Source organism: Bacillus cereus group sp. BcHK124 (assembly GCF_027712065.1).
GTDB classification, from domain to species: Bacteria; Bacillota; Bacilli; order Bacillales; family Bacillaceae_G; genus Bacillus_A; species Bacillus_A pacificus.
On the sequence record NZ_JAQFPJ010000003.1, the window covers coordinates 251,541 to 272,627 of the forward strand.

Consider the following 21,087-nt stretch of genomic DNA (forward strand, 5'->3'; position numbering starts at 1 on the left):
AGAATGAACAGTAATATATAATCTAAATTCCATGAATGTAATAGGGAGGCAGTAAAGTTTGAACAGGAAAATTTGGTATGTATTTACTTGTTTCGCTTTTTTAGTAGCTAGTTATATTGTTGTCCAATATTTTATTATGGATGGATTTCAAACAGGGCTTGTAAAAGCGAAGCTTATGTATGGATCTAAATTAAGTGAGTTTTGGTATATGATGTTATTTATACATATTACAACTAGTATAGTAGCATTAGTAATTGGCCCTTTTACATTATCCACTCAATTTAGAGAAAAGAATATGAACCGTCATCGAATAGCTGGGAGAATTTATATGGTTGGTATATTATTAGGCGGCGTTTCTGGACTATACCTATCCTTTTATGCTACGGGAGGATTGGTAGCGAAGCTAGGTTTCGGTTTGTTATCCGTACTTTGGCTAACATCAGCATATCAAGCATTACATAGAGTTAAGAATAAAAAAATTAAAGAGCATCGGAATTGGATGATTAGAAATTATGCTTTAACCTTTGCGGCAGTTACATTAAGAATTTGGCTACCTTTGTTTATCGTTCTATTTGGGATAGAACATTTTGAACTTAGTTACGCTATTATTGCTTGGTTAGCATGGGTACCCAATTTAATTGTCGCAGAATTATTCATAAGAAAAAGGCTTAATAAAGGAAAATACGAAGGAAATGAGGATTTACATTTTTGATGTGAATGTGCTGTAATATTGAGGACGAAAATTTTTAAATAGCTGAATTACGTACAAAAATAGGCTGGCCAATTGAAGCCATCCTATTTTTATTTATATTACCAATTAGCAGTTTCCGTATTTTCTTTCAACCACTTCACCCAGTTCAAGTCCTCTACCTTAAGTAAACTTAAAGAAACACCCTTCATATCTAAAGAAGTTAGTAGCGTACCAACTTTTACGAATGTAATCTGTAATCCTTCCAGCTCACATAAACGGCGAATGTCATTTGCAAAAATGTATTGTTCCATTAGCGGAGTTGCGCCTAGTCCGTTAATGAGGATGGCGAAGTTGTCGCCTTTTCTCCAGCGGTAAATGCTTTTTAGTTTGTTCATTAGTTCGATCGCTAATATTTCAGAAGAGGATAGCGCTTCTTTACGGTAACCTTTTTCGCCGTGGATACCGACGCCATAAAAGACTTCATCGTCGTTTAACGTGAAAGAAGCTTTTCCTTTCACTGGATCATTGGCAGGTGAAAGAGCGACTCCTAATGTGTGTAAGTTTTCAGTGATAGAACGGCCGAGTGCAGTCAGTTCTTCTAAAGAGTGACCTTCAAGAGCGGCCGCACCAAGTATTTTTTGAACGAAAACAGTGCCAGCGACGCCGCGTCTTCTTTTATTAAAAGAAGCATCATCTTCAATTGAAACGTCGTCATTTACGATGATATGGTCAATTTTTCTTCCTTCTTCTTTGGCAATTTTTTCAGCCGCTAGAAAGTTCTCAACGTCATCTTTAAAGTTTTTGATGATGAATAGTATACTTTTATCTTTTGGCACGAGGCGAGTTGCCGTCACAATTTGTTCCACTGTAGGCGGAGTGAAAATACTGCCGTTTACTGCCGCTGTAAGCATACCTTTCCCTACATAACCAATATCAGCAGGTTCATGTCCGCTACCACCGCCGCTTATAATAGCGACGCTTTGCTTCAGTTTTTCAATATTTTTCACATAAATGATGTTATTTGTTTCGTCATAATTTACTTTGTCGTTATGTTCAAAATAAAAGCCATGCATCATATCTTGAACGATATGTTGTACATCATTCATAATCTTTTTCATTGCTTTTGCCACCCTTTAATTACTTTGCTGATTGCTCCAGTAATAGTAGTAATTGATTGTTTATCATATTTTTCATAAGAGAAGACATAATGGAAGGATCTACTTCGCATTTGCTTTCAATCCAATCTTTTATCGTTCCGACGAAGCCGTGACTATAAAAGGAGGCAATCGTATTTTTTGTCTCATCAGAAAGGCTGAATCCGCAGCTCACGGATAGTTCATCAATAATTTTCATATATAAGTTTTTCGTATGCTCAAATAAATAGTGATTGAACGAGTTTTGCTCAATGACTTTAAAAGCATTTCGATAAAATTTTTGATTTTCATAAAAGTAATCAAATAATAAATCGAAAATGTTTTCCCACGTTTCATAGTCGAGAAAGTCGATAATGTTTTCTTTCGTTTCTTCTCGATAAATCCAGCTTAATAGTTCAAATTTATCTTTAAAATGATAATAAAAAGTTTGCCTACGCATTTGACAGTGTAACATAATATCGCTCACTGATATTTTATGAAAAGACTCTGTTTCCATTAAATGTTTCAATGAGTTCGCGATTATCTTTTTAGAAATTATAGAAGAGGTCATCTGAATCATCCCTAGAATGTTAGTAATATGAAAATCCTACCCATAAATGAGAGCGGTGTCTTTAGACAGATTGTCCATTTTGTCCGTTTACTATAAAACGCTTTCATTTTAACATGAGTAGTAAGAAGAAGATTTCAAATATATCACAATATATTAAAGGAATTGAGGGAGAACTACAATGAAAAAGATTATAAATAAACCAGAAACATTAGTAATGGAAATGTGTAACGGAATGGTTATGGCTCATCCAGAGCTTGAGCTTTTGAAAAAATATAAAGTGATTAAGAAGAAAGAAATGAACGAAAATAAAGTAACGTTAATTAGTGGCGGCGGTAGTGGTCATGAGCCGGCACATGCAGGGTTAGTCGGAAAAGGAATGTTAGATGCGGCAGTATGCGGAGATGTGTTTGCTTCGCCTTCACAAATTCAGGTATACCAAGCAATTAAAGAGACAGCTAGTAAAAAAGGTACGTTATTAATTATTAAAAATTACAGCGGCGATATTATGAATTTCAAAAATGGTGCGCATTTAGCGACGGAAGATGGAATTGAAGTAGATTACGTAAAAGTGGACGATGATATTGCGGTAGAAGATAGCCTGTACACAGTAGGGCGCCGCGGCGTTGCGGGCGTTATTTTAGTTCATAAAATTGCTGGTGCAGCAGCGGAAGCAGGTATGGATTTAGGAGCGGTGAAAGCTGTCGCAGAAAAAGCAGCTGCTAACGTGCGCACAATCGGTTTAGCGTTAACGTCTTGTACAGTTCCAGCGAGTGGATCACCTACTTTCACACTTGCGGAAGATGAAATGGAATACGGCGTAGGTATTCACGGCGAACCAGGAATTAAACGTGAAAAAATGCTGTCGGCTGATGAATTAGCGAACCGTATGACAAATGATTTAATGAAAGATTTAGGAGTAAAAGACGGCGAGGAAATTGCACTTCTAGTTAACGGTTTTGGCGGTACACCACTGCAAGAACTTTACTTATTTAACAACGCAGTTACACGAGAATTAGCTGCTAGAAACATTAAAATTAATAGAGTATTCGTTGGTAACTATATGACGAGTATTGATATGGCTGGTATGTCTTTAACGGTGATGAAATTAGATGATGAGCTAAAAACATTACTATCAAAAGAGTGTAATACACCAGCGTTTAAAGTAGATGGGCCAGTTGAAAGTGTAGAGTACGTAAATGTACTTGAAGAAACAGAAGAGAAAGAAGTTTCCTTTGAAATAGAAACAGCAGAAGAGCACGCTGTGATTAAAGATAATGTTATTACATTAAACAACATGATTTATCTCGTTGATAAAATGAGTGATATTATTATTAAAAATGAAGTACCGTTCTGTGAGCTAGACACGCATGCTGGTGACGGAGACTTCGGAATGAGTGTAGCAAAAGGATTTAAGCAATTAAAACGTGAGTGGCATTCGATTGTAGAACAAGAAAATGTAACGATCGGATCATTCCTTGATGGTTGTTCCATGATTATTATGGAACATTGCGGCGGAGCTTCAGGTCCAATTTGGGGCGGAGCATTCCGTGCAGCTAGTAAAGCAGCAGGCGAGAAGCGTGAGTTAACAGTGAAAGAATTCGCTGAAATGTTACAAGCGGCACTGCAAGGTATACAATCTATCGGTGAAAGATCATTCGGCAGAGGAGCGGTAGTTGGTGATAAAACACTTGTTGATGCACTTGCTCCATGTGTAGATTCTTGGTTAGCTAGCACTTTAAACGAAGAAAACATGAAAACTGCCTTTGAAAAAGGAGCAGAAGCAGCCGTTAAAGGAGCAGAGTATACGAAAGAAATCGTAGCTCGCATGGGCCGCGCCGGTACAGTTGGTGAAAGAAGCTTAGGCTATCCAGATGCAGGTGCGCATGCACTTGGAGTGATCTTTACGGAGATTGCGGGTAGTTTGAAATAGGAATGAGAAAGTCCCTTTGCCTTAAGGCGGAGGGACTTTTATATAGTTGATATGTAGAAGACTTCTTCGACGCTCTCTCTGTAAAGATATGAGTTTGTTAATATTTTTGATAAAATCTTATTTCAAAAATACAACTAATATTTCTCAACATTAATATATTGAAAATAGTTAGAATATTTAGGGTGATCGTTTGTGAAGAAATAAATTATAAAAAGGGGGAATTTATTTTGTTACGTCGCTTATCTATTGGTACTTTATTAACAGCTTTTATCTTTACTTTGTTTACATTTAACGGCTCTGCTTTCGCGGCTACGAATACTACTGAAAATGAAACAGTAGAAGCAGCTTGTGCAAAGGGAGGTACGGTAGGTACATATGGTGCAAAGATGCGCAGTGGTTACACTGTTGGATCACCTGTGTTACATACATTTAATAGTGGTGAGAAAATTACTGGCACATGGGTAACAGGTGAGTATGTTCAAGGGCATTATAGTAATTCTAAACAGTGGTTAAAAGTTACTTATAAAGGGATGACAGGTTATGTATCCCACACAACATTATATAACGTTTGCTCATAAAACTATGTAATATAATAGCTTTTGAGATATTGAACTAATCCCTTCTAGGGATTAGTTCTTTTTTATTTCCTAGTTTTTAATGGAGCATTTTTTTTGGGAAAACCAACGATTCATTAAATCAATAGCTTTATGTTTATATATGATTCATTTGTACCTATATCAAATCTTTCAATGTTTTTGCTTATTTGAGAGATTTCTTCAATCAAATAGATATATTAATCATATAATTTGTTCCTATCAAAATGAACGTTTCTTGCATCTAATATATTGTAACTATATTTTATCCCGCATTAACGGGCAGTAAGACCCCCACCGAAAAATTCAGCGGAAGCAAAGAAGTTAGGTGAGGGATCAACTGCCCGTAAAAGCCCGATTGGCGAGGGCTGATTAAAGTTTCACTTTATTTTGAAAGGATGTGATTATATGGCTCATAAATCTACTGGAGTGTTTCGAGTTCCAGTTTCTGAGAATGGAATTATTCCAACTGCTCTCAACATTATGTTAAACAATGATTCACGTCACCATACTAGTAAGGTAACGGTAAGTGTTAAGAGAAGTCGAAATATTTCTTTCCCAACTCAAACTGAATTAGTTGAAATCTCTCGTACGTTTGTTTCTTTAGAACCAAACAGTACAACTAAGATTGTGTTGTTTACTCCAGAATTCCAAATAGAAGATTTTCTTGATGTCATCATTAGTGGAAATAAATATGATGTTAAGGATGTTCTTGTATACTCTTTCTTAGCAGATTCAGCAGGTCACAATCTGCCATCTACTGTTTTCAGAAATGCAGAATATACTTTTACTCTTGCCTGCTGACATCGTGATGATGTATTCTTTACTGTCATATCAGGGTAGCATCCTGCAGCTTGAATCAACTTAATTTTATTGTGTTGTTATTATATAAGAAAAGAAGACATCGATTAAGATGTCTTCTCTTATTTGTACTTGATAGTAAGAAGGTATTATATTGCTTAAAAACTATAAAAAATTGTAGAAACTATTACTAAATCAAATCATGTTCTTTATTAACAAATTTTTTAATTTTATTCCCATATAAAACTTTCTTTGGATTTATAATTATAAGTAAAATCGCAACTATGGAATAAAAAATTGCAGTATACATAATTAATTCAATTAATTGTCCATTGATTATGCCAATAAATAAGTTAAAGAAAAAGTGGATGATCATTGGAACAATTAAATTTTGATTTAAATTATAAAATGTTGTCATGATAATTGTAGTAGATATAATTGCAATCATAAAAAACAAAATATATTTGATTAAATTACTGCCTGTAAAACCTGTAGTAAACCATATAGGTAGATGCCACATTCCCCACCAAAAACCAATAATGATTGAAGATTTTAATGGTGAGTATTTTTTCTGAAGCTCCATTAATGCAAAACCCCTCCACCCTAATTCTTCTCCTAGTGGTCCGGATACAATAGTTTTAACAACATAATAAAGTAATACGCCCCATGTAGTTCTATTAAAAATAGAGTTTGCTTCACTGTTAGTTGAAATGAGAAACAACATCGTCCAAAATATAATTATTTGAATGATACTTACAGTAAGAACGATAGAGTAATTAAGTTTATTTTTAAATCTATCTTTTACGAATTGAATAAAACTCTGTCCAGGATAAATTCTTTTAAATAGAAATATAAAAGCAAAAGTGGAAGACCAAGCTGATATGCAGAGCATTACATCAAAAATCCAAGTTGGAACATGTAATAACTTTGTAATTCCTACAAGCAGAAAAAGTGGCCAAAAAATAATGTTGGTTAGTAATATAAAACTTACTACGGGCTTTTTCAGTCTTTTATCTTCAGTCATATACAATCCCACCTTAAGCTAAATTTTTAACATACAATAATGTACTTATTCAGCGCGTTGGGATAATGAACAGAATATTCTTTCTATTATATTTGACATATGTAAATTCCTACAGGGATTTTTCATTGTATATTTTGGAGTTACTTGCCGTTTACGTTATAAGAGATATATACATCTTGGTTAATTTTTAGATGCAATGGGTGTTTCAAGATTTTTTTTGCTTCATATGTTAAAGAATATGGGGAAAAAATCAGAAAATGAAATGATTCGTACAGAACTATAGGTATATATAATTTTATACATTTACATAGTTTTTTAATTTTAAACAGTAAACTAATTCTGGATGGTGTCCTTCTTCAATCGCTCCTGTTGGCCTAAAACCCACTTTTTCATAAATCCGCTTTGCGCGTTCATTATCGTAAATAACCGATAAGAATATTTCTTCACATTTGTACGTCTGAACCATACTATCTATTACTGCTTTTAAAACAGGAACTCCATACCCTATCCCTTGATATTGATGGCCAAGCATCATGCTAATTAACTCATATTGCTTCGTTTCATTTCTAAACCCATACGAAGCAAAACCTATTAAAACATCATTATCATATATAGCTTTCGGAGTAAACCCAAACGTTTGGCAAGCTGCAAGAAAGAAAGCGTTTGAACCAACCCATCTTTCATATATTTGAATGTGTTTTTCTTGAAGTTTATCTGATTTTAAATTAATAATTTCAAAGAAATTTTCTTCTGTTACATCTATTAATTTTAGATTCATCTTTTCTCCTCTTTCCATTTTTTCACATTATCTATTCTAATTCTTCATCGTATTTCTCATTCCTTTATCTTCTTAATGGATAAAACTATTCAATTTTAAAAATAGTCAGCAAGCTTGAAATGATGGATGTGGGGTAGCGCTAACGAAATGTTCTTTTTTCTTCAAAGTTTTTATTGCTTTATTTAAATAAGCTGTATTCCACATACTAATTTCATTAATTAAGAGGTTTCGTGCACTACTTCTTGGAAGTTGATCTTGTAGCGCTCTTTCTCGTAATTCACTATGTTTTCCAAAGAAAATAGTGAAAGGCAAGGCTATGAATACATTTACAAAATGACGAAATTGTAAGAATACAAGAATGTTTGTAAGAAAGTTCGATGTTTTCCTTTTTCTTTTTTTATTATAGTGAAGAAGAACGAAATATTCTCTTATGTAGGAAAGGAAGATAATAATGATTGATTTATTAAATAAATGGATGTTAGAAAGCACAGGGAATTTCAATATTGTTGTAGGACTTACAGCACTTCTATTTTTGGGTTCAGTAATTGCACTTATTATTATTTACAAAAAAATTGGTAAACCAGATGAAAGAACAAATGCTATTTATTTAAAAATTACTTCTCGTATGTTTACTACTCAAATTCTAATGAATGCTATATTTATTTCTTTAGTTGGTAAAGATATCGAGAATTTCCGTCAAATCTTTATATTATTTGAAGCTTTTGTATTCTTCGTTGGAGCTATTTATTCGTTTAAATTATATAGACAGGAATACAAATAATTTACTTATAAGAAACAATAAAAAAGAGGTTGCTCAAAAGTATTTATTCAGCTGCTTTTGGGACAACCTCTTTCTAATAGTTTTTTAGCAGAAACAGCTGCATCCGATAATGATTAATAGAATAAATAATACAACTAATAAAGCAAATCCTCCAGCGAAACCGCAGCCTTCTCCGCAACTACCACCATATCCCATAACAATAGTGCCTCCTTTAGATAAAAGGGTAAAACTAGGGTTCATTCCATGGATTTTAACGGGTTCACTTTACCTTATGTTTTAAAGAATGAATTGAGCAGGTCCTTTTGAAAATAAAGAAAAGACGCCATTAGGCGCCTTCCTTTTAGGTAGATAAGACTTTAGTTTTCCAATCTAAAGAAATTTTGTATCAGTTCTTTGTGAGTATATCATAATATCTGGTTGATTTATTATGTTTAAGAAATTAGTAGTAGGGCTATTGGCAACTGGTATTGCATTAACAGGAGGAATTGGAGCGGCTTCAGCTGACACGCAAAAAGATGTGAGCTCTCCGAAGCAAGCAGCATGCTCAATTCCTTATGAGTATTCTAATGGTAAATTCAAAAGAACTCTTTATTACTCAAATGGAGTATATGCTAATAGTTTTAATGAAAATGTTTGTGGCGGGACGATTACATGGTATTTAAAACATGTTCAAAATGGAGTTGCTTTTTATGAAGGTAATTTAAAATAGTAGATTTTTTGAACCTCATTTAATGAGGTTCTTTTATTTTTAGTTTTTAAACTGATTCTCGATAAAAAAGGGTTCTTACTATTACGTAAGAACCCATAAACAAAGAAAATCGTATGTGTCTCTATATTATTGTAGTGAAATTAAATAAAAACGCTATTTTAATATAAGGTGAAATTGAAAGTTAGCAAGCAATACTTAAAAAAGTAAAAGCGGCAAATCCGTAAAGTAACAAGCTACTAGTAGCAAGGAATTTTATAATTTCATTTGTAGAAAGAATAGTTAAACATAGTGCTATAGATGCACCTATAAAGAATTGGTACTTCGTATGTATATTTGTAAGATTAATTATTACAAGTACAGTTAAGAAAAGTGAAATGAAGTTGAAATATCTTTTCATTGTCATATTTCCTTTCAATGTTTGATCTGTATTTATTATACCAGCTTGTACCAGTAATAACATACTTTGTAATGAATCGTAATAGAAATTTCATTTTGCCATAAATAAAAAGGCGGTTGTTTCCGCAACCACCTTCAGCAAAACAAAGCACTTTTTCAGAAATAAAATATGGATGATTCCTGAAAATGTTATAGGATATAATCCCATTTCTATAATTCAAGTGACGAGCCTAATTTATAAGAAAGGAATGACTACATTATATGAAAACTTGTCTAACAAGGTTACCAATAAAAGAGCAGCTAGCAAGGGCTAACTGCTCAATACAAGGAGATACAGAGAAACCTAAATGGGTTTTGGCATACAGCCTATCAACATTATGGACATAATATTGAGTTTTATTCGAAGGAATTCTTCGTTCTTTTCCTAGTTTTTTGAAATTATTTTATTAAATAGCCAACACACTAATTGCTATAAGAATAAGTTCTAGTGTAACTGGTATTTGATTCTCTCTCGGTATATTAATTCGATATATGATGATTACAAGATGTTTTTTGTGGTTAGTGGTGAAAAATTCAGCAAAACTATCTCTATATGAAAAAAGATCCTGCTGTCTCCAACAGAACCTTTTCTAAAATGGCAAAGAGTAACTCTTACCTTACTCTTTGTTTATATAATACAGGAATGTTAATGAAAATCCAAGGCTTCTTATATTGAGAAATAAAGAATAATTATTCTAAAGAATATCAATATAAAATTAGAGATTATCATGAGGGGAGTTATAAGGAGTTACTACCTATACATATTCATAAATAAAGCAACATAATATTAATACGAAAAAATATATTAATATGAGTTTTTGCATATTTCAAAAATTAGTGTATCCCTCAAAAAGTTTTAATTGTATAATATGTTTTGTCATATTCTTTTAGATTTTTCGACAAAAAACAACATAAATAGAGAACGGTATTGGGAGAAGGAATTATGTACACGAAACTACTAAAATCAATTACATCATTATCACTTATTGGTGGTGCTTTACTGTATACAAACGGCAGTGATGTGAGAGCTGCTGAGGCGGGTGTTTTTTCCGATGTGCCTACATCGCATTGGTCGTATCCAGCAATTAAAGATTTAGCGGGTAAAAATATTATTTCTGGTTATGGAAATGGGAAGTTTGGTTTCGGTGATGTTGCGACGAGAGAGCAAGTTGCAGCTTTAATTTATCGTGCGTTGTTACCGAATAAGCAAGGTGGTACGTTTAGTAATGATGGTGCTCGTTACGTATTACAAGATGGATCTACTTTAAACAATCCGTATCGAGATATTCGCGCAGGATCCACATTGTTTCCAGAAGAGGTTTTAACGTTAACGAAATTAGGGATTTTTAACGGGGATGGAAATGGAGGTTTTAGACCGAAAGATTCTGTTAGCCGTGCAGAAATGGCGCAAATTATTAAAAACGCTTTTCAAGTTTCGGCTAAGCAAAAGCATACATTTAATGATGTTCCGGATGGCTTTTGGGCAGAAGGGGCGATTAGTGCGGTGCAGTCAAACGGGATTGCATCTGGTACAGGCGACGGGAAATTTGAACCTGCTAAAACGGTAACGCGTGAACAATATGCACAGTTTTTATATAATGCTTTGCAGTATAAAAAGCCTGCGGTTGCGGTGCAAGATACAGGAGATGCAGCACTATTAGCAGCATTTAAAGATGAAGTGCAAAAGCGTATTAATGCGTACGAAACGAATATTACACTTCCATATAAAACGACAAATAGTAATACAAAAGAAGTGATGAATACACTTTTTAACGCTTATAAAGAAGTGGCAAGTAAAAATGAGTATACAAATAATAATAGATCGAATGTTTCATATGGACTTTCTGGATCACCTGGAAATTATACGTTTACGCTGAAAATTACATATCGTGAAACGAAAGAACAAACAGAATATGTAATGAAGCAAGCGAAGGCAATTGTTTCTTCTATTACACAAGTTGGGATGGATGATCATGAAAAAGTGAAAGCGATTCATGATTATGTCGTAAAACATGTTTCTTATGATACGTCTTATAAAGCTTACACAGCATATGAAGCACTCGTAAATCGTTCTGCAGTTTGCCAAGGTTACGCACTATTAACTTATCAATTATTAAAAGAAGCGGGAATTGAGAATCATTTTGTAGTAGGAACTGGAGACGGTCAGCCTCATGCTTGGAACTTGGTGAAAATCGAAAACAAATGGTATCACCTTGATACAACATTCGATGATCCGGTGCCAGATGAACAAGGCCGCGTAACGTATTCTTATTTCAACTTATCAGATGAGCAAATCGCAAGAAATCATGAGTGGAACCGAGGGGACTATCCGCAAGCTACAACAAATTATTATAGTACATTAACAAATAAAATTGCGGCAGGTGGTACGAAAACTTCTGCATATCAGCAAATTTTAAAAGATACAAAGTTAAATTATTTAGGAAATGAATACATTGCAAACAACTATAATGAATTCAAAAATAAAATGCAGCAACGTTATAATGAAAAGTCACCAAAGATTGAAATCCTTTATAAACAATCAATGGATGGCGCATTGCAAGATGTGAAAAAAGCAATTGGAGAAATTGGTTATCCGCAAGGGGCGAACCGTGTTTCTTATAAAGCGGAGCCGTATAATGCGAAAGAAGGATATTCTTTAGTAACGATTACATTTATGTAAAAAAATAACCTAGATCCTATGGGATCTAGGTTATTTTTTTATAACTTAATTTGACATATACAGTCAAACTGTATAAAATCAAACTATACAGTTTGACTGTATAGTTTAGCTATATATTTATCGTTACATTGGAGGTCTTTATGAATAGAGATAAAAATTTACCATTAACGGAAACGACGTATTACGTTCTTTTAGCTTTATTAGAGCCAGCACATGGTTATTTAATTATGCAAAAGGTAGAGGAATTGAGTAATCATCAAGTGAAAATTGCAGCGGGTACATTGTATGGGGCGGTTGAAAATTTATTAAAACAAGGGTTAATAGAATCGGTAAAAAGTGAAGATAAACGAAGAAAAGTGTATGCCATTACGGAACGTGGGAAAGAAGTATTGCATTTAGACTTTATGAGAATGCAGCACATTATTGAGGTTACAAAAAGTTTATTACACGTATAGTTAGGGGGAAACGATGATGTGGAGATTGAGATTCTTTTTAGACTTTGAGAAAGAGGAAAAGTGGTTAGAAGAGATGGCTTGGAAAGGATATCAACTAGAAAGTAATACATTTGGTTATACATTTAGATATACAGAACCGGAAGATGCGACGATTAAAATAGACCATAGAGTATTTAGTAGAAAAAGTGATTTTATGAATTACTGCACATTATTTGAAGATAGTGGCTGGGAGCATATAGCTGGTAATTGGTGGTCAGGTACGCACTATTTTAAAAAGGTAGATGAGGAAAGCGAAGATGACATTTTTTCAGATCAAATGTCACGAGCAGGGAAATATAAACGTCTATCTAAAACATTTTTAGAGTTAGCTATATGCTCTATTCCGATATTAATCCTATTTATGTTTAATGACACGATTCATTTAGGAGCACTTGCAAATCCGAAAGAACTATATTTTACGCCAGGACTATGGGATAAGCAAGGTGTATCATTTCTATGGTCATTCTTATTTGAAACACCATTAGCATTGATGAGAGGCTTTGCATGGTTGTTTATTCCTACAGCAATTGTTATGTATTTAATTTGCTCATATAAGGCACATCGGTTGTATGAAGAGAGAAGATGATAGGAGGGGTCCCCTTAAAGCTGATGCTTTGAGGGGATTTTTTGCATTTATAAATTGTATTTTTTAAAAATTGGTAAAGGAAATGAGTGCGTATTGGAAGCAAGTTAGTATGATTTTAATTTAGTTGTATAAACATTATATGCTGGAATAATCTTCTTTAAATATTCCATAATTAACCTACAAAAAGTATCTTTATATGTTAATATTAAAAAGAATATTTACGGTATTTTTTTAATATATTATTTTAAGGATAAGGGGATTCAATTATGAATTTTAAACAATTAATTTTAGCAGGGGCAGTTATTGCATCAACAACACTAACACCTCTAACAAATGTGCAAGCAGAAAATACACTAGGATTTAAAGATGTTCCTGAAAATCACTGGTCTTATCAAGCAATTATGGATTTAAAAGAGAAAAATATTGTGGCTGGTTATGGAAACGGAATGTTTGGTTTTGGTGATAATATTACACGAGGACAAGTAGCTAGACTAATATATGCCTACTTGAAGCCAGTAGATGAACTTAATACACAAAACCCTTTCACAGATATAGAAGAGCATATGTTTAAAAAAGAAATTTTAGCTCTTAATAAAGCAGGTATTATGAACGGATTTGGTAATGGGAAATTTGGTCCAGATAACGTTTTAACGCGTGAACAATTAGCTGTTGTATTAACAAAGGCTTTTAACTTTAAAGCAACATCTACTACCACTTTCAAAGATGTAGATAAAAATTACTGGGCAACAAATGCTATCAGTGCATTACAAGAAAATAAAATTACGACGGGCACAGGTGATAATAAGTTTGAACCACAAAGTCTCGTGACTCGTGAGCAGTATGCACTATTCTTATACAATGCAATTAATAAATCGGAAAAAGAGCATGAGTCAAAGCCTACTGCTATCCCACAAGATTTAGCAGACGAGCTCATTTATTATCATGAAGGTTGGATGGATAGCTCTTCGGTATTAAAAAAATCTATATCTAAGGAAGCACAAAATCTTATTACTGAAATTAACGCAAAATATAATGCGGAGCTAAAATATATAGGGATAGGCGGTCCACGTTCAGAGGTCGTGTTATTCTCTCCGGTATTAGAAGGGATTCCAGAATTTAATGGGAATTTCACTGTAGAAGGCGATAATGAAAGTAACTTTACTGTTAATTTTGTAATTGATAGAGGTCAAGATAAGAAGGCGTTAGTAGAGTTAGGGGAAAAATGGATCAATATGATAAATCCAAACTTAGATTTGAGTACAGAGATTGATAATATAGTGGCTTCTAATACACGCACAGGTAATTTTGATATAAATAAAAACAATCTTAAAATAGAGATAAGCTTAGAGAAGCAAAATTCTAGTAGCGATCTAATGAGTGTTAAAATCCACAAGTAAAAAAGAGGAGTGAAATTTCACTCCTCTCTTAATTATATTATTTTTACTGTTATCCCTCATTTGCCCGTAAATGCTCGAGAGGGTCAATTAATAATCAGTGGGGAAGGGCACTCATCGCTGATTATAGTTTCACTTTATGTTTGGTGAAGCTGTATAATTGAAATTCATAATGGTGTATTTAGGGTTAATTGTTATTTGTATCCTTTTTTTATTTGAGTGTGATAAAATTAACAATAATATTCCTTAGGAGGATGGTCATTCATACACTTTTAGGTATTATTGGAGCAATTGTTTTACTTGCATTTGTTATCCACCCCGGTGTCCCAGACAAACGTGTCCCTCTAAAAAATAAACTCGCAGTAATCCTGCCATTGATTGTTATAGCCGGTTTCATTTCCTTGTATATATAATACAAATAAGCACTTATCAAGTAACATTAAGATAGGTAGAGAAGTATATATACTTTTCTACCTATGCGTAGTTTAGTAAAAATCTTCATCAACACTTTCACTGTGGCTTTTTCTTCATGATAATCAAGTACTAATTCCTTTAGCTTCTGGCTCCCACATAACATATAAGATATATAGTATACATTTTATTAATTATGTTACGCTGTTCAAAAAATCTGCTTTATAGAGCGTGCCCTGTGCCTATCAACTTGAAAATGTAAAATTACCCTAAAAGGAAAAGATGAACTTTTTTATTGCAAGTTAGGATACAATCTCGTTCTGGGGTAGTTGTATTTTCTTAGCTTGATAGGCGAAGGGAGTCTAATATATATTATTAAAATTAAGATAATTCAAATCGAAGGAAGACATCATAAGGTATTTTTTATTACCCTTCGACAAAACATGACAATGTACAAATCAATTGTTTGCTACTATGAGATGAGAAATCTTACATTCTAAAAAATCTATTTAAAATAACCAATACAGATAGGCGTGAAAAAATGAAACGAAAGTTACTTATGACGTTAACATGCAGTACATTGCTTATGGGAACGTCTGCTTGTAGCTCAAATGAGAAGGCTACACCTGAATCAAAACCTAAACAAGAAGAAAAGGTTCAGGAAAAATCAAAAGTTCAAACCATTCAAAAGCAACAAAAAGATAGTTATGTAGTAAGTGAAGATGAATTATCTAAAGCGGCACAGTCGATTGGGGAAATCCAAAACGAGCAAACGATAAATGATATGATGATACATATGTCTTTACAAAAACTCACATTCAATGGGAATAATCTTCATGTTTCTGGTACTCGTGATGTAGGGCGATTTCAAATGATAAAAGAAAACATTCAATACTTAAAAAACAACTTACATGTTATAAATAATGAGGAAAGACAAAAATATGAATCTATTCTGAACAAATGGTACGATGGAAATTTCGAATCTGCAGTTGAAGACTTTGGGGAAATTCATTATTTACGTTCTGGAACAAGGAAAAGTATGGAAGGATCTAAACTAGCTAAAAAAACTGTTAGTGATGAAAAAGAATTTATTCTCCATTTCTTTGGCCAAGAAGGATTAGATATTCATAATAAAGAATGGAAAAATGGAGCGTTATAAAAATAACACTGAATTTCACTCCACTAGGAAGTATAATGTTTTTACTCTGCAATACGGTATTTCCTTCGGAGATAGTGTCACATTGGCTTAGCGCATAATTTTACTCAAGCTCGCTTCTATATCATTTTTTAAAATATAGATTTTAGTTGTAAATAAGGGACCTAAAGTTTGTTTAATACCATTTTTTACGTAATAAATGAATGGTGAAATTTTCTTATGTGCAGTTACATTGGGAGGTTACTTATAATGAGATTTAATAAATACACAGTAATGCTTATGTTTCTAGCCATTGGCTCAAATGCCGCATTATCCATGTGGCTCAAGCAAGGACTTTTAGGTGTTATCACGGCTATTGTTCTTTTGTTAATCGCTGCATGGACTACAAAAAGACCTCATACAGACAACCAGCACAAGTAAATTATTGTATTTCTCAATAAACAAAAACAACTTAACATGGTAAAATAATAATTGGATGGGAGTCCAATACATATTATTAAAATTAAGATGGTTCAAGTCGGAGGAAGGCACCTTAGGGTGTCTTTTCTTTTTTCTAAAAGAGAGTTTTGCTTTAGCTTTAAAGAAGATAAATTTTCAATGGATTAATGCCATGCGTATGTAGATAAAGTTCATCAATACATTTATGTTCATAAATATGTATAATTACATGAAATTTCAGAGGAAATGAGAGTATACTTTCTTATTGTGTAATAAAGATAAAGCCCGCCTACGGAAATAGGTGGGCTTTTTTAATGTATAAAGAAAAGTTATCTGCTAAGATGTTTTCTTAAAAAAATCCTTCATCATTTTAGCATCTTCAATATTCACAATCACCCCTTCGACCTTATCCTTCTTCTCATCTTTAGCAATCGTAATTTGCTCTTTATTATCAACCCAAACAAGAAATTCTTCTTTTGCGTCATCTTTATATGTAACGGTAATAGTAGAATGTGCAGATTCTCGCTTTTTTTGATCTAAAGTGATTGTTTTAGGCGTGCCTTTTTGAACTGCTGAAACGATAGATTGTATCATTTCTTCGTTGTCTGTTTGAGATTTTGAAACGTTGTTATTTATTGTACTAAGTATTTCAATGTCTGTAATATTTGCGGATTTTAATTGAAAGGTAGTTTGTGTATGTTCTTGCTTAGCTTGTGAAGCTTTATCTGTAGCTGAGGTGCTTGTACAGCCTATTAAAGTGAAAGATAGAGCGGTTAGAGCGCATATAGATATGATTTTTTTCATAGTATCCCTCCTTATGTTTAATTATAACAATTTTCTGTTAATTTAGGTAGTTATTGTAAGGGGATTTATTCTACTAGTTTTGGGATAAAGAAAATTCAAGAGGAGGTTAATCGTAAATAATAACCATCAGGGTCTACGATACGAAAATCCTTCATTCCCCAAGATTGCATTTTAAGGTTAGATTCCACTGGATAATTTTTTTCTAATACATGTTGGTATATTTGTTCGATATGATCAAAAACTATGATAATCTCAACACCTTTACCTTTTGGATTAAGTCCATCTGTTTTTAAATAATGATTTTCATTAAGAATATAATCAGGGGTCAATAATAAAGAAAAATCCCCTAGTTTAATCATTGCACCAGTTGTATTCTTTTTTGAGAATACAAGGGTAAGGATTTCCTCATAAAAACGAATAGACCTTTGCAAATCTTCTACAAATAACTCTAGACGAAAGTGCATATGTACTCTCCTTCTCATTTTTTTTCAAATTTTATGTTTAACATTTCGAAAATGGGTGTACTACATATAATATAACAAATAATTCATTTTAAAGGAGGAAGTTAAAGATGGAAACGAAGTATAGTAAACCTTTTGTATATGAATTTATTACGGAGAAAGAGGTCATGAATGCGGCGAATGATCTAGTGAAGAAAGGAATAGACCAAAAAGATATTTACGTATTAACACACGAGAAAGAAAGGACAGATAGAATCGCAGACAATGCAGACGTAAATACAATTGGTATAAAAGAGGAGGGGCTTGGGACAAGCATTATTAATGTCTTTCAAAAAACGGGAGATCAGTTAAGAAATAAGATGCAGGAGTTAGGGCTTAATGAGGAAGAAGCGAACTTCTATGAAGAAAAGCTGGATGAAGGGAAAATCTTGTTATTCGTTAAGGATTTAGAAAGAGTCGGTGAATGGTTACAAGAAAGAAGATGCACGTATTCTATTTAAATTTGTATCCTATAAATCTATTAAGAAAAGGAGATGGGAAATATGAGTGGCGGACTAAAAGAACAAATTACAGGTAAAGTTGAAAAGACAAAGGGACAAGTAAAAGAAGGAATTGGTGAAGTTACAGAAGATAGAGAGTTGAAAAATGAAGGGAAGTGGGAGAAGACGAAGGGAACGATAAAAGAAAAAGTCGGAAAAGTGAAACAAAAGATAAGTGATGGGCTGGATAATAAAGAATAATACATGTTTATCAAGCTTTGGTTACAAACCAAAGCTTGATAAATCCATTATAAAAATAATATGGGAGGTTTAATTGTGGGACTTATTATTACGTGTATTGTAGGTGGACTTATTGGTGCGTTAGCTGGAATGATTACGGGAAAAGACTTTCCTTTAGGTATAGTTGGTAATGTGATTGCTGGATTAATCGGATCTTGGGTAGGTAGTGCGTTATTTGGTCATTGGGGTCCTGAATGGGGAGGTATTTTCGTTCTTCCAGCGTTATTAGGTGCAATCGTCTTTATTTTAATCGTTACATTCTTCTCTAGAATGCTGCGGAAAGCGTAAGTTTGATCATGAATAGTAATCTTAAGTTTATTATATGTAACTATAAAGTTAAAAGAGTGATAAATATACATAAAAAAGCATCCAATTAAAATAATTTGGATGCTTTTTTATGTAATCTATATAGGAAAGAGTGGGGGGATTCTTCATCCCCCCACTCTTTAAAGTTTCACTTTATATTAAACCATCGTTACTTTCTTACAATTGTTTATTCTTACGACCTGCCTCGGTTCTATATGAGATACATCTTCGTTATTACCTATATCCACTACAATTGTATTCGTTAGTATGTTAATAATGGAACCAACTAATTTTGTAGCATGATCGTGTCGATAAGAAAATTGAACGAAATCTCCCTTTTTAAAGCTGTGCTCTTCCATAGATAGATCCCCCTAAAAATAATGTTTATACATTATACATACACAAATTTATAAGTTTTAAACATTTATTAGTACGATTTAAGTGCTAAGCTGAGAAAGGTGTAGAAAATTTATTTATAATGAAAATGAAAAAATATGTTTAAAACTAATTTTTATGGGTAATTACATAGTAATAGTTTGAGATAAGGGGGCGGAAATGATGAATTTGGGAATAAATATTTTGCAAAATGATGTAGGTTATAGGGTACAACTTAATGGTGAGATTGATGCATATACGGCATCAGATTTAAAAAATAAGATGATGCCTATTGCAAGCGAAAAAGAGGTTCATATTGTAGTAGATTTTACTGAGGTAGAGTATATGGATAGTACAGGCTTAGGCGTGTTTATAGCTCTATTAAAAGCGGTTAAGAAAAATGATGGAAAGCTAGAATTTATTGGTGTATCTAAAAGGTTAAAAAGATTGTTTGATATTACAGGGCTAACAGAAATATTAAATTTGAATTCCGATTTTGAAAAAGTAGAAAGAAGGTGACTAGGGATGATGGAGAGATTTGAAAAGATAGAAATGAAAATTCCTGCAAAGGCAGAATATGTCGCTATTATTCGTTTAACAATGGCTGGTGTTGCGAATCGAATGGGCTTTGCTTATGACGATATAGAAGATATGAAAATTGCTATTAGTGAAGCATGTACAAACATTGTACAACATGCATACAAAGAAGACGTTGGAGAAATTGCAATTGTCTTTGGGCTATATGAAGATCGATTAGAAATTATGGTTGCTGATAATGGGGTTAGCTTTGATTTTAGCACTTTAAAAAGGAAAGTTGGTCCGTATGATATTAGTAAACCAGTAGAACATTTGCCGGAAAATGGTTTAGGTTTATATTTAATCAATACGTTAATGGATGATATACAAATTATGCATGATGAGGGCATGACAGTTTTAATGACAAAATATATACAAAGAGAGCAGGTGGAGAATGATGGAAATCCAATCTCAACCTACAACTCTTACTAAAGAAGACGTTATTAAACTACTTGCAGACTTCCAACAAAACCAATGTGATGAAGCGCAGGAAAGGTTAGTTGAGCATTATAAAAATCTCGTATATTCCATTGCATATCGCTATTCAAAAGGTGGGCCGATGCATGAGGATATTATACAAGTAGGAATGTTAGGGCTCTTAGGCGCAATAAGAAGGTATGATTATTCGATAGGGAATGCTTTTGAGCCGTTTGCAATACCTACGATAGTAGGGGAAATAAAGAAGTATTTACGCGATAAAACTTGGGGCATTCACGTTCCAAGGCGAATTAAAGATTTAGGCGGAAAAATTAAACTTGCGATAGAGGAACTAACAGATCACCTGCAACGTTCACCGAAGATTATAGAGATTGCGGATCATTTAGGACTATCCGAAGAGGAAGTGCTAGAAATTATGGATGCGAAAAATAATTATCGCGTATCTTCCTTAGATGATGTAGTTGAAAATGCATCTGATGGCAGTTCGGTAGCGAGAATTGAATCTGTAGGTGAAGTAGAGCAAGGATATGAAGAGACAGAAAGACGTCTCGTTTTAGAGGATATTTTTAACGTATTAAATGATACGGAAAAGAGTGTTATTCATTATATATTTGAAGAAAATTTAAATCAAAAAGATACAGGGGAACGGTTAGGTATTTCACAAATGCACGTTTCTCGTATTAAAAGACAAGCGATAAGTAAGTTGAAACAAGCCGCATTTTTAGATACATAAAAATTTTAAA

Annotated in this window: 27 protein-coding genes and 1 pseudogene; 18 read left to right on the top strand and 10 right to left on the bottom strand. The window is 33.2% G+C overall.

Annotation, left to right across the window (positions count from 1 at the left end; all coding sequences use genetic code 11):
- Positions 1 to 58: 58 nt before the first annotated feature.
- Positions 59 to 712: a DUF2306 domain-containing protein gene (locus PDK19_RS08075; RefSeq protein ID WP_049113862.1), complete on the top strand. Its 654-nt coding sequence runs from the start codon at positions 59 to 61 to the stop codon at positions 710 to 712.
- Positions 713 to 810: 98 nt separating this feature from the next.
- On the opposite strand, the gene dhaQ is transcribed toward PDK19_RS08075, so the two are convergent.
- Positions 811 to 1,809 carry a DhaKLM operon coactivator DhaQ gene (gene dhaQ / locus PDK19_RS08080; protein WP_270706907.1) on the bottom strand — a complete coding sequence of 333 codons (999 nt, stop codon included), beginning with the start codon at positions 1,807 to 1,809 and terminating at the stop codon, positions 811 to 813.
- Positions 1,810 to 1,828: 19 nt separating this feature from the next.
- A complete protein-coding gene (dhaS, locus tag PDK19_RS08085; RefSeq protein WP_000204205.1) occupies positions 1,829 to 2,395 on the bottom strand; it encodes a dihydroxyacetone kinase transcriptional activator DhaS in 567 nt (188 codons plus the stop codon).
- A gap of 178 nt (positions 2,396 to 2,573) precedes the next feature.
- On the opposite strand from dhaS, the gene dhaK reads away from it, so the two are divergent.
- The 3 genes from dhaK (at position 2,574) to PDK19_RS08100 (ending at position 5,722) form a co-directional block, all read left to right on the top strand.
- A complete protein-coding gene (gene dhaK / locus PDK19_RS08090) occupies positions 2,574 to 4,325 on the top strand; it encodes a dihydroxyacetone kinase subunit DhaK (RefSeq protein ID WP_065423441.1) in 1,752 nt (583 codons plus the stop codon).
- Positions 4,326 to 4,552: 227 nt separating this feature from the next.
- Positions 4,553 to 4,903 carry an SH3 domain-containing protein gene (locus PDK19_RS08095; RefSeq protein ID WP_270706909.1) on the top strand — a complete coding sequence of 117 codons (351 nt, stop codon included), beginning with the start codon at positions 4,553 to 4,555 and terminating at the stop codon, positions 4,901 to 4,903.
- A 423-nt stretch (positions 4,904 to 5,326) separates the two neighbouring features.
- A complete protein-coding gene (locus PDK19_RS08100) occupies positions 5,327 to 5,722 on the top strand; it encodes a hypothetical protein (protein ID WP_014893254.1) in 396 nt (131 codons plus the stop codon).
- A gap of 187 nt (positions 5,723 to 5,909) precedes the next feature.
- Here PDK19_RS08100 and PDK19_RS08105 read toward each other — a convergent pair whose 3' ends face one another.
- From PDK19_RS08105 to PDK19_RS27390, 3 genes and pseudogenes are all read right to left on the bottom strand, one after another.
- Positions 5,910 to 6,743, bottom strand: coding sequence for a CPBP family intramembrane glutamic endopeptidase (locus PDK19_RS08105; protein WP_088300149.1), 834 nt, complete (start codon positions 6,741 to 6,743; stop codon positions 5,910 to 5,912).
- A gap of 295 nt (positions 6,744 to 7,038) precedes the next feature.
- The gene (locus PDK19_RS08110) at positions 7,039 to 7,521 is read right to left on the bottom strand and encodes a GNAT family N-acetyltransferase (RefSeq protein WP_001049723.1); all 483 of its coding nucleotides are present in this window, start codon (positions 7,519 to 7,521) and stop codon (positions 7,039 to 7,041) included.
- A gap of 144 nt (positions 7,522 to 7,665) precedes the next feature.
- Positions 7,666 to 7,836: pseudogene (locus PDK19_RS27390) on the bottom strand (Tn3 family transposase); the annotation flags it as partial.
- A gap of 136 nt (positions 7,837 to 7,972) precedes the next feature.
- Between PDK19_RS27390 and PDK19_RS08120 the strand changes: the two are divergent.
- Positions 7,973 to 8,302: a hypothetical protein gene (locus PDK19_RS08120; RefSeq protein ID WP_014893252.1), complete on the top strand. Its 330-nt coding sequence runs from the start codon at positions 7,973 to 7,975 to the stop codon at positions 8,300 to 8,302.
- Between the two features lie 84 nt (positions 8,303 to 8,386).
- On the opposite strand, the gene PDK19_RS08125 is transcribed toward PDK19_RS08120, so the two are convergent.
- A complete protein-coding gene (locus PDK19_RS08125; RefSeq protein ID WP_000540371.1) occupies positions 8,387 to 8,497 on the bottom strand; it encodes a YjcZ family sporulation protein in 111 nt (36 codons plus the stop codon).
- A gap of 232 nt (positions 8,498 to 8,729) precedes the next feature.
- Between PDK19_RS08125 and PDK19_RS08130 the strand changes: the two genes are divergently transcribed.
- On the top strand, positions 8,730 to 9,011 hold the full coding sequence (locus PDK19_RS08130; RefSeq protein ID WP_000473839.1) for an LCI fold-containing protein: 282 nt from the start codon (positions 8,730 to 8,732) through the stop codon (positions 9,009 to 9,011).
- A 181-nt stretch (positions 9,012 to 9,192) separates the two neighbouring features.
- Here the strand turns inward: PDK19_RS08130 and PDK19_RS27275 are convergent, their stop codons facing one another.
- Positions 9,193 to 9,408, bottom strand: coding sequence for a hypothetical protein (locus PDK19_RS27275; RefSeq protein WP_033686203.1), 216 nt, complete (start codon positions 9,406 to 9,408; stop codon positions 9,193 to 9,195).
- 981 nt (positions 9,409 to 10,389) lie between these two features.
- Between PDK19_RS27275 and PDK19_RS08135 the strand changes: the two genes are divergently transcribed.
- The 6 genes from PDK19_RS08135 (at position 10,390) to PDK19_RS08160 (ending at position 16,587) form a co-directional block, all read left to right on the top strand.
- Positions 10,390 to 12,126, top strand: a complete 1,737-nt coding sequence (locus PDK19_RS08135; RefSeq protein ID WP_049111629.1) for an S-layer homology domain-containing protein — start codon at positions 10,390 to 10,392, stop codon at positions 12,124 to 12,126.
- 140 nt (positions 12,127 to 12,266) lie between these two features.
- The gene (locus tag PDK19_RS08140; RefSeq protein ID WP_049111630.1) at positions 12,267 to 12,581 is read left to right on the top strand and encodes a PadR family transcriptional regulator; all 315 of its coding nucleotides are present in this window, start codon (positions 12,267 to 12,269) and stop codon (positions 12,579 to 12,581) included.
- 13 nt (positions 12,582 to 12,594) lie between these two features.
- On the top strand, positions 12,595 to 13,206 hold the full coding sequence (locus tag PDK19_RS08145) for a DUF2812 domain-containing protein (protein ID WP_049111631.1): 612 nt from the start codon (positions 12,595 to 12,597) through the stop codon (positions 13,204 to 13,206).
- A 266-nt stretch (positions 13,207 to 13,472) separates the two neighbouring features.
- A complete protein-coding gene (locus PDK19_RS08150) occupies positions 13,473 to 14,603 on the top strand; it encodes an S-layer homology domain-containing protein (protein ID WP_001009751.1) in 1,131 nt (376 codons plus the stop codon).
- A gap of 949 nt (positions 14,604 to 15,552) precedes the next feature.
- Positions 15,553 to 16,170, top strand: coding sequence for a DUF6241 domain-containing protein (locus tag PDK19_RS08155; RefSeq protein WP_049111634.1), 618 nt, complete (start codon positions 15,553 to 15,555; stop codon positions 16,168 to 16,170).
- 246 nt (positions 16,171 to 16,416) lie between these two features.
- A complete protein-coding gene (locus tag PDK19_RS08160) occupies positions 16,417 to 16,587 on the top strand; it encodes a hypothetical protein (protein ID WP_001211982.1) in 171 nt (56 codons plus the stop codon).
- A gap of 354 nt (positions 16,588 to 16,941) precedes the next feature.
- On the opposite strand, the gene PDK19_RS08165 is transcribed toward PDK19_RS08160, so the two are convergent.
- Together PDK19_RS08165 and PDK19_RS08170 are read right to left on the bottom strand one after the other, a co-directional pair.
- Complete coding sequence (locus PDK19_RS08165; protein WP_000720853.1) at positions 16,942 to 17,409, bottom strand: hypothetical protein; 468 nt, start codon at positions 17,407 to 17,409, stop codon at positions 16,942 to 16,944.
- A gap of 95 nt (positions 17,410 to 17,504) precedes the next feature.
- Positions 17,505 to 17,873: a VOC family protein gene (locus PDK19_RS08170; RefSeq protein ID WP_000545706.1), complete on the bottom strand. Its 369-nt coding sequence runs from the start codon at positions 17,871 to 17,873 to the stop codon at positions 17,505 to 17,507.
- Between the two features lie 107 nt (positions 17,874 to 17,980).
- Between PDK19_RS08170 and PDK19_RS08175 the strand changes: the two genes are divergently transcribed.
- The 3 genes from PDK19_RS08175 (at position 17,981) to PDK19_RS08185 (ending at position 18,937) form a co-directional block, all read left to right on the top strand.
- On the top strand, positions 17,981 to 18,370 hold the full coding sequence (locus PDK19_RS08175; protein ID WP_000448809.1) for a general stress protein: 390 nt from the start codon (positions 17,981 to 17,983) through the stop codon (positions 18,368 to 18,370).
- Between the two features lie 33 nt (positions 18,371 to 18,403).
- Positions 18,404 to 18,610, top strand: a complete 207-nt coding sequence (locus tag PDK19_RS08180; protein WP_370530088.1) for a CsbD family protein — start codon at positions 18,404 to 18,406, stop codon at positions 18,608 to 18,610.
- A gap of 75 nt (positions 18,611 to 18,685) precedes the next feature.
- A complete protein-coding gene (locus PDK19_RS08185; RefSeq protein WP_000522903.1) occupies positions 18,686 to 18,937 on the top strand; it encodes a GlsB/YeaQ/YmgE family stress response membrane protein in 252 nt (83 codons plus the stop codon).
- A 176-nt stretch (positions 18,938 to 19,113) separates the two neighbouring features.
- Here the strand turns inward: PDK19_RS08185 and PDK19_RS08190 are convergent, their stop codons facing one another.
- Positions 19,114 to 19,314 (bottom strand): methyltransferase, encoded by a 201-nt coding sequence (locus tag PDK19_RS08190; RefSeq protein WP_074615002.1) that lies wholly within the window; start codon positions 19,312 to 19,314, stop codon positions 19,114 to 19,116.
- A 196-nt stretch (positions 19,315 to 19,510) separates the two neighbouring features.
- Between PDK19_RS08190 and rsbV the strand changes: the two genes are divergently transcribed.
- The 3 genes from rsbV to sigB are packed head-to-tail and all read left to right on the top strand — an operon-like array spanning position 19,511 to position 21,077.
- Positions 19,511 to 19,849 (top strand): anti sigma b factor antagonist RsbV, encoded by a 339-nt coding sequence (gene rsbV, locus PDK19_RS08195; RefSeq protein ID WP_270706913.1) that lies wholly within the window; start codon positions 19,511 to 19,513, stop codon positions 19,847 to 19,849.
- 6 nt (positions 19,850 to 19,855) lie between these two features.
- Positions 19,856 to 20,338: an anti-sigma B factor RsbW gene (gene rsbW, locus PDK19_RS08200; RefSeq protein WP_263704294.1), complete on the top strand. Its 483-nt coding sequence runs from the start codon at positions 19,856 to 19,858 to the stop codon at positions 20,336 to 20,338.
- Positions 20,301 to 21,077, top strand: coding sequence for an RNA polymerase sigma factor SigB (sigB, locus tag PDK19_RS08205; RefSeq protein WP_263704293.1), 777 nt, complete (start codon positions 20,301 to 20,303; stop codon positions 21,075 to 21,077). The genes rsbW and sigB overlap by 38 nt, the downstream gene beginning before the upstream one ends.
- Positions 21,078 to 21,087: the final 10 nt, after the last annotated feature.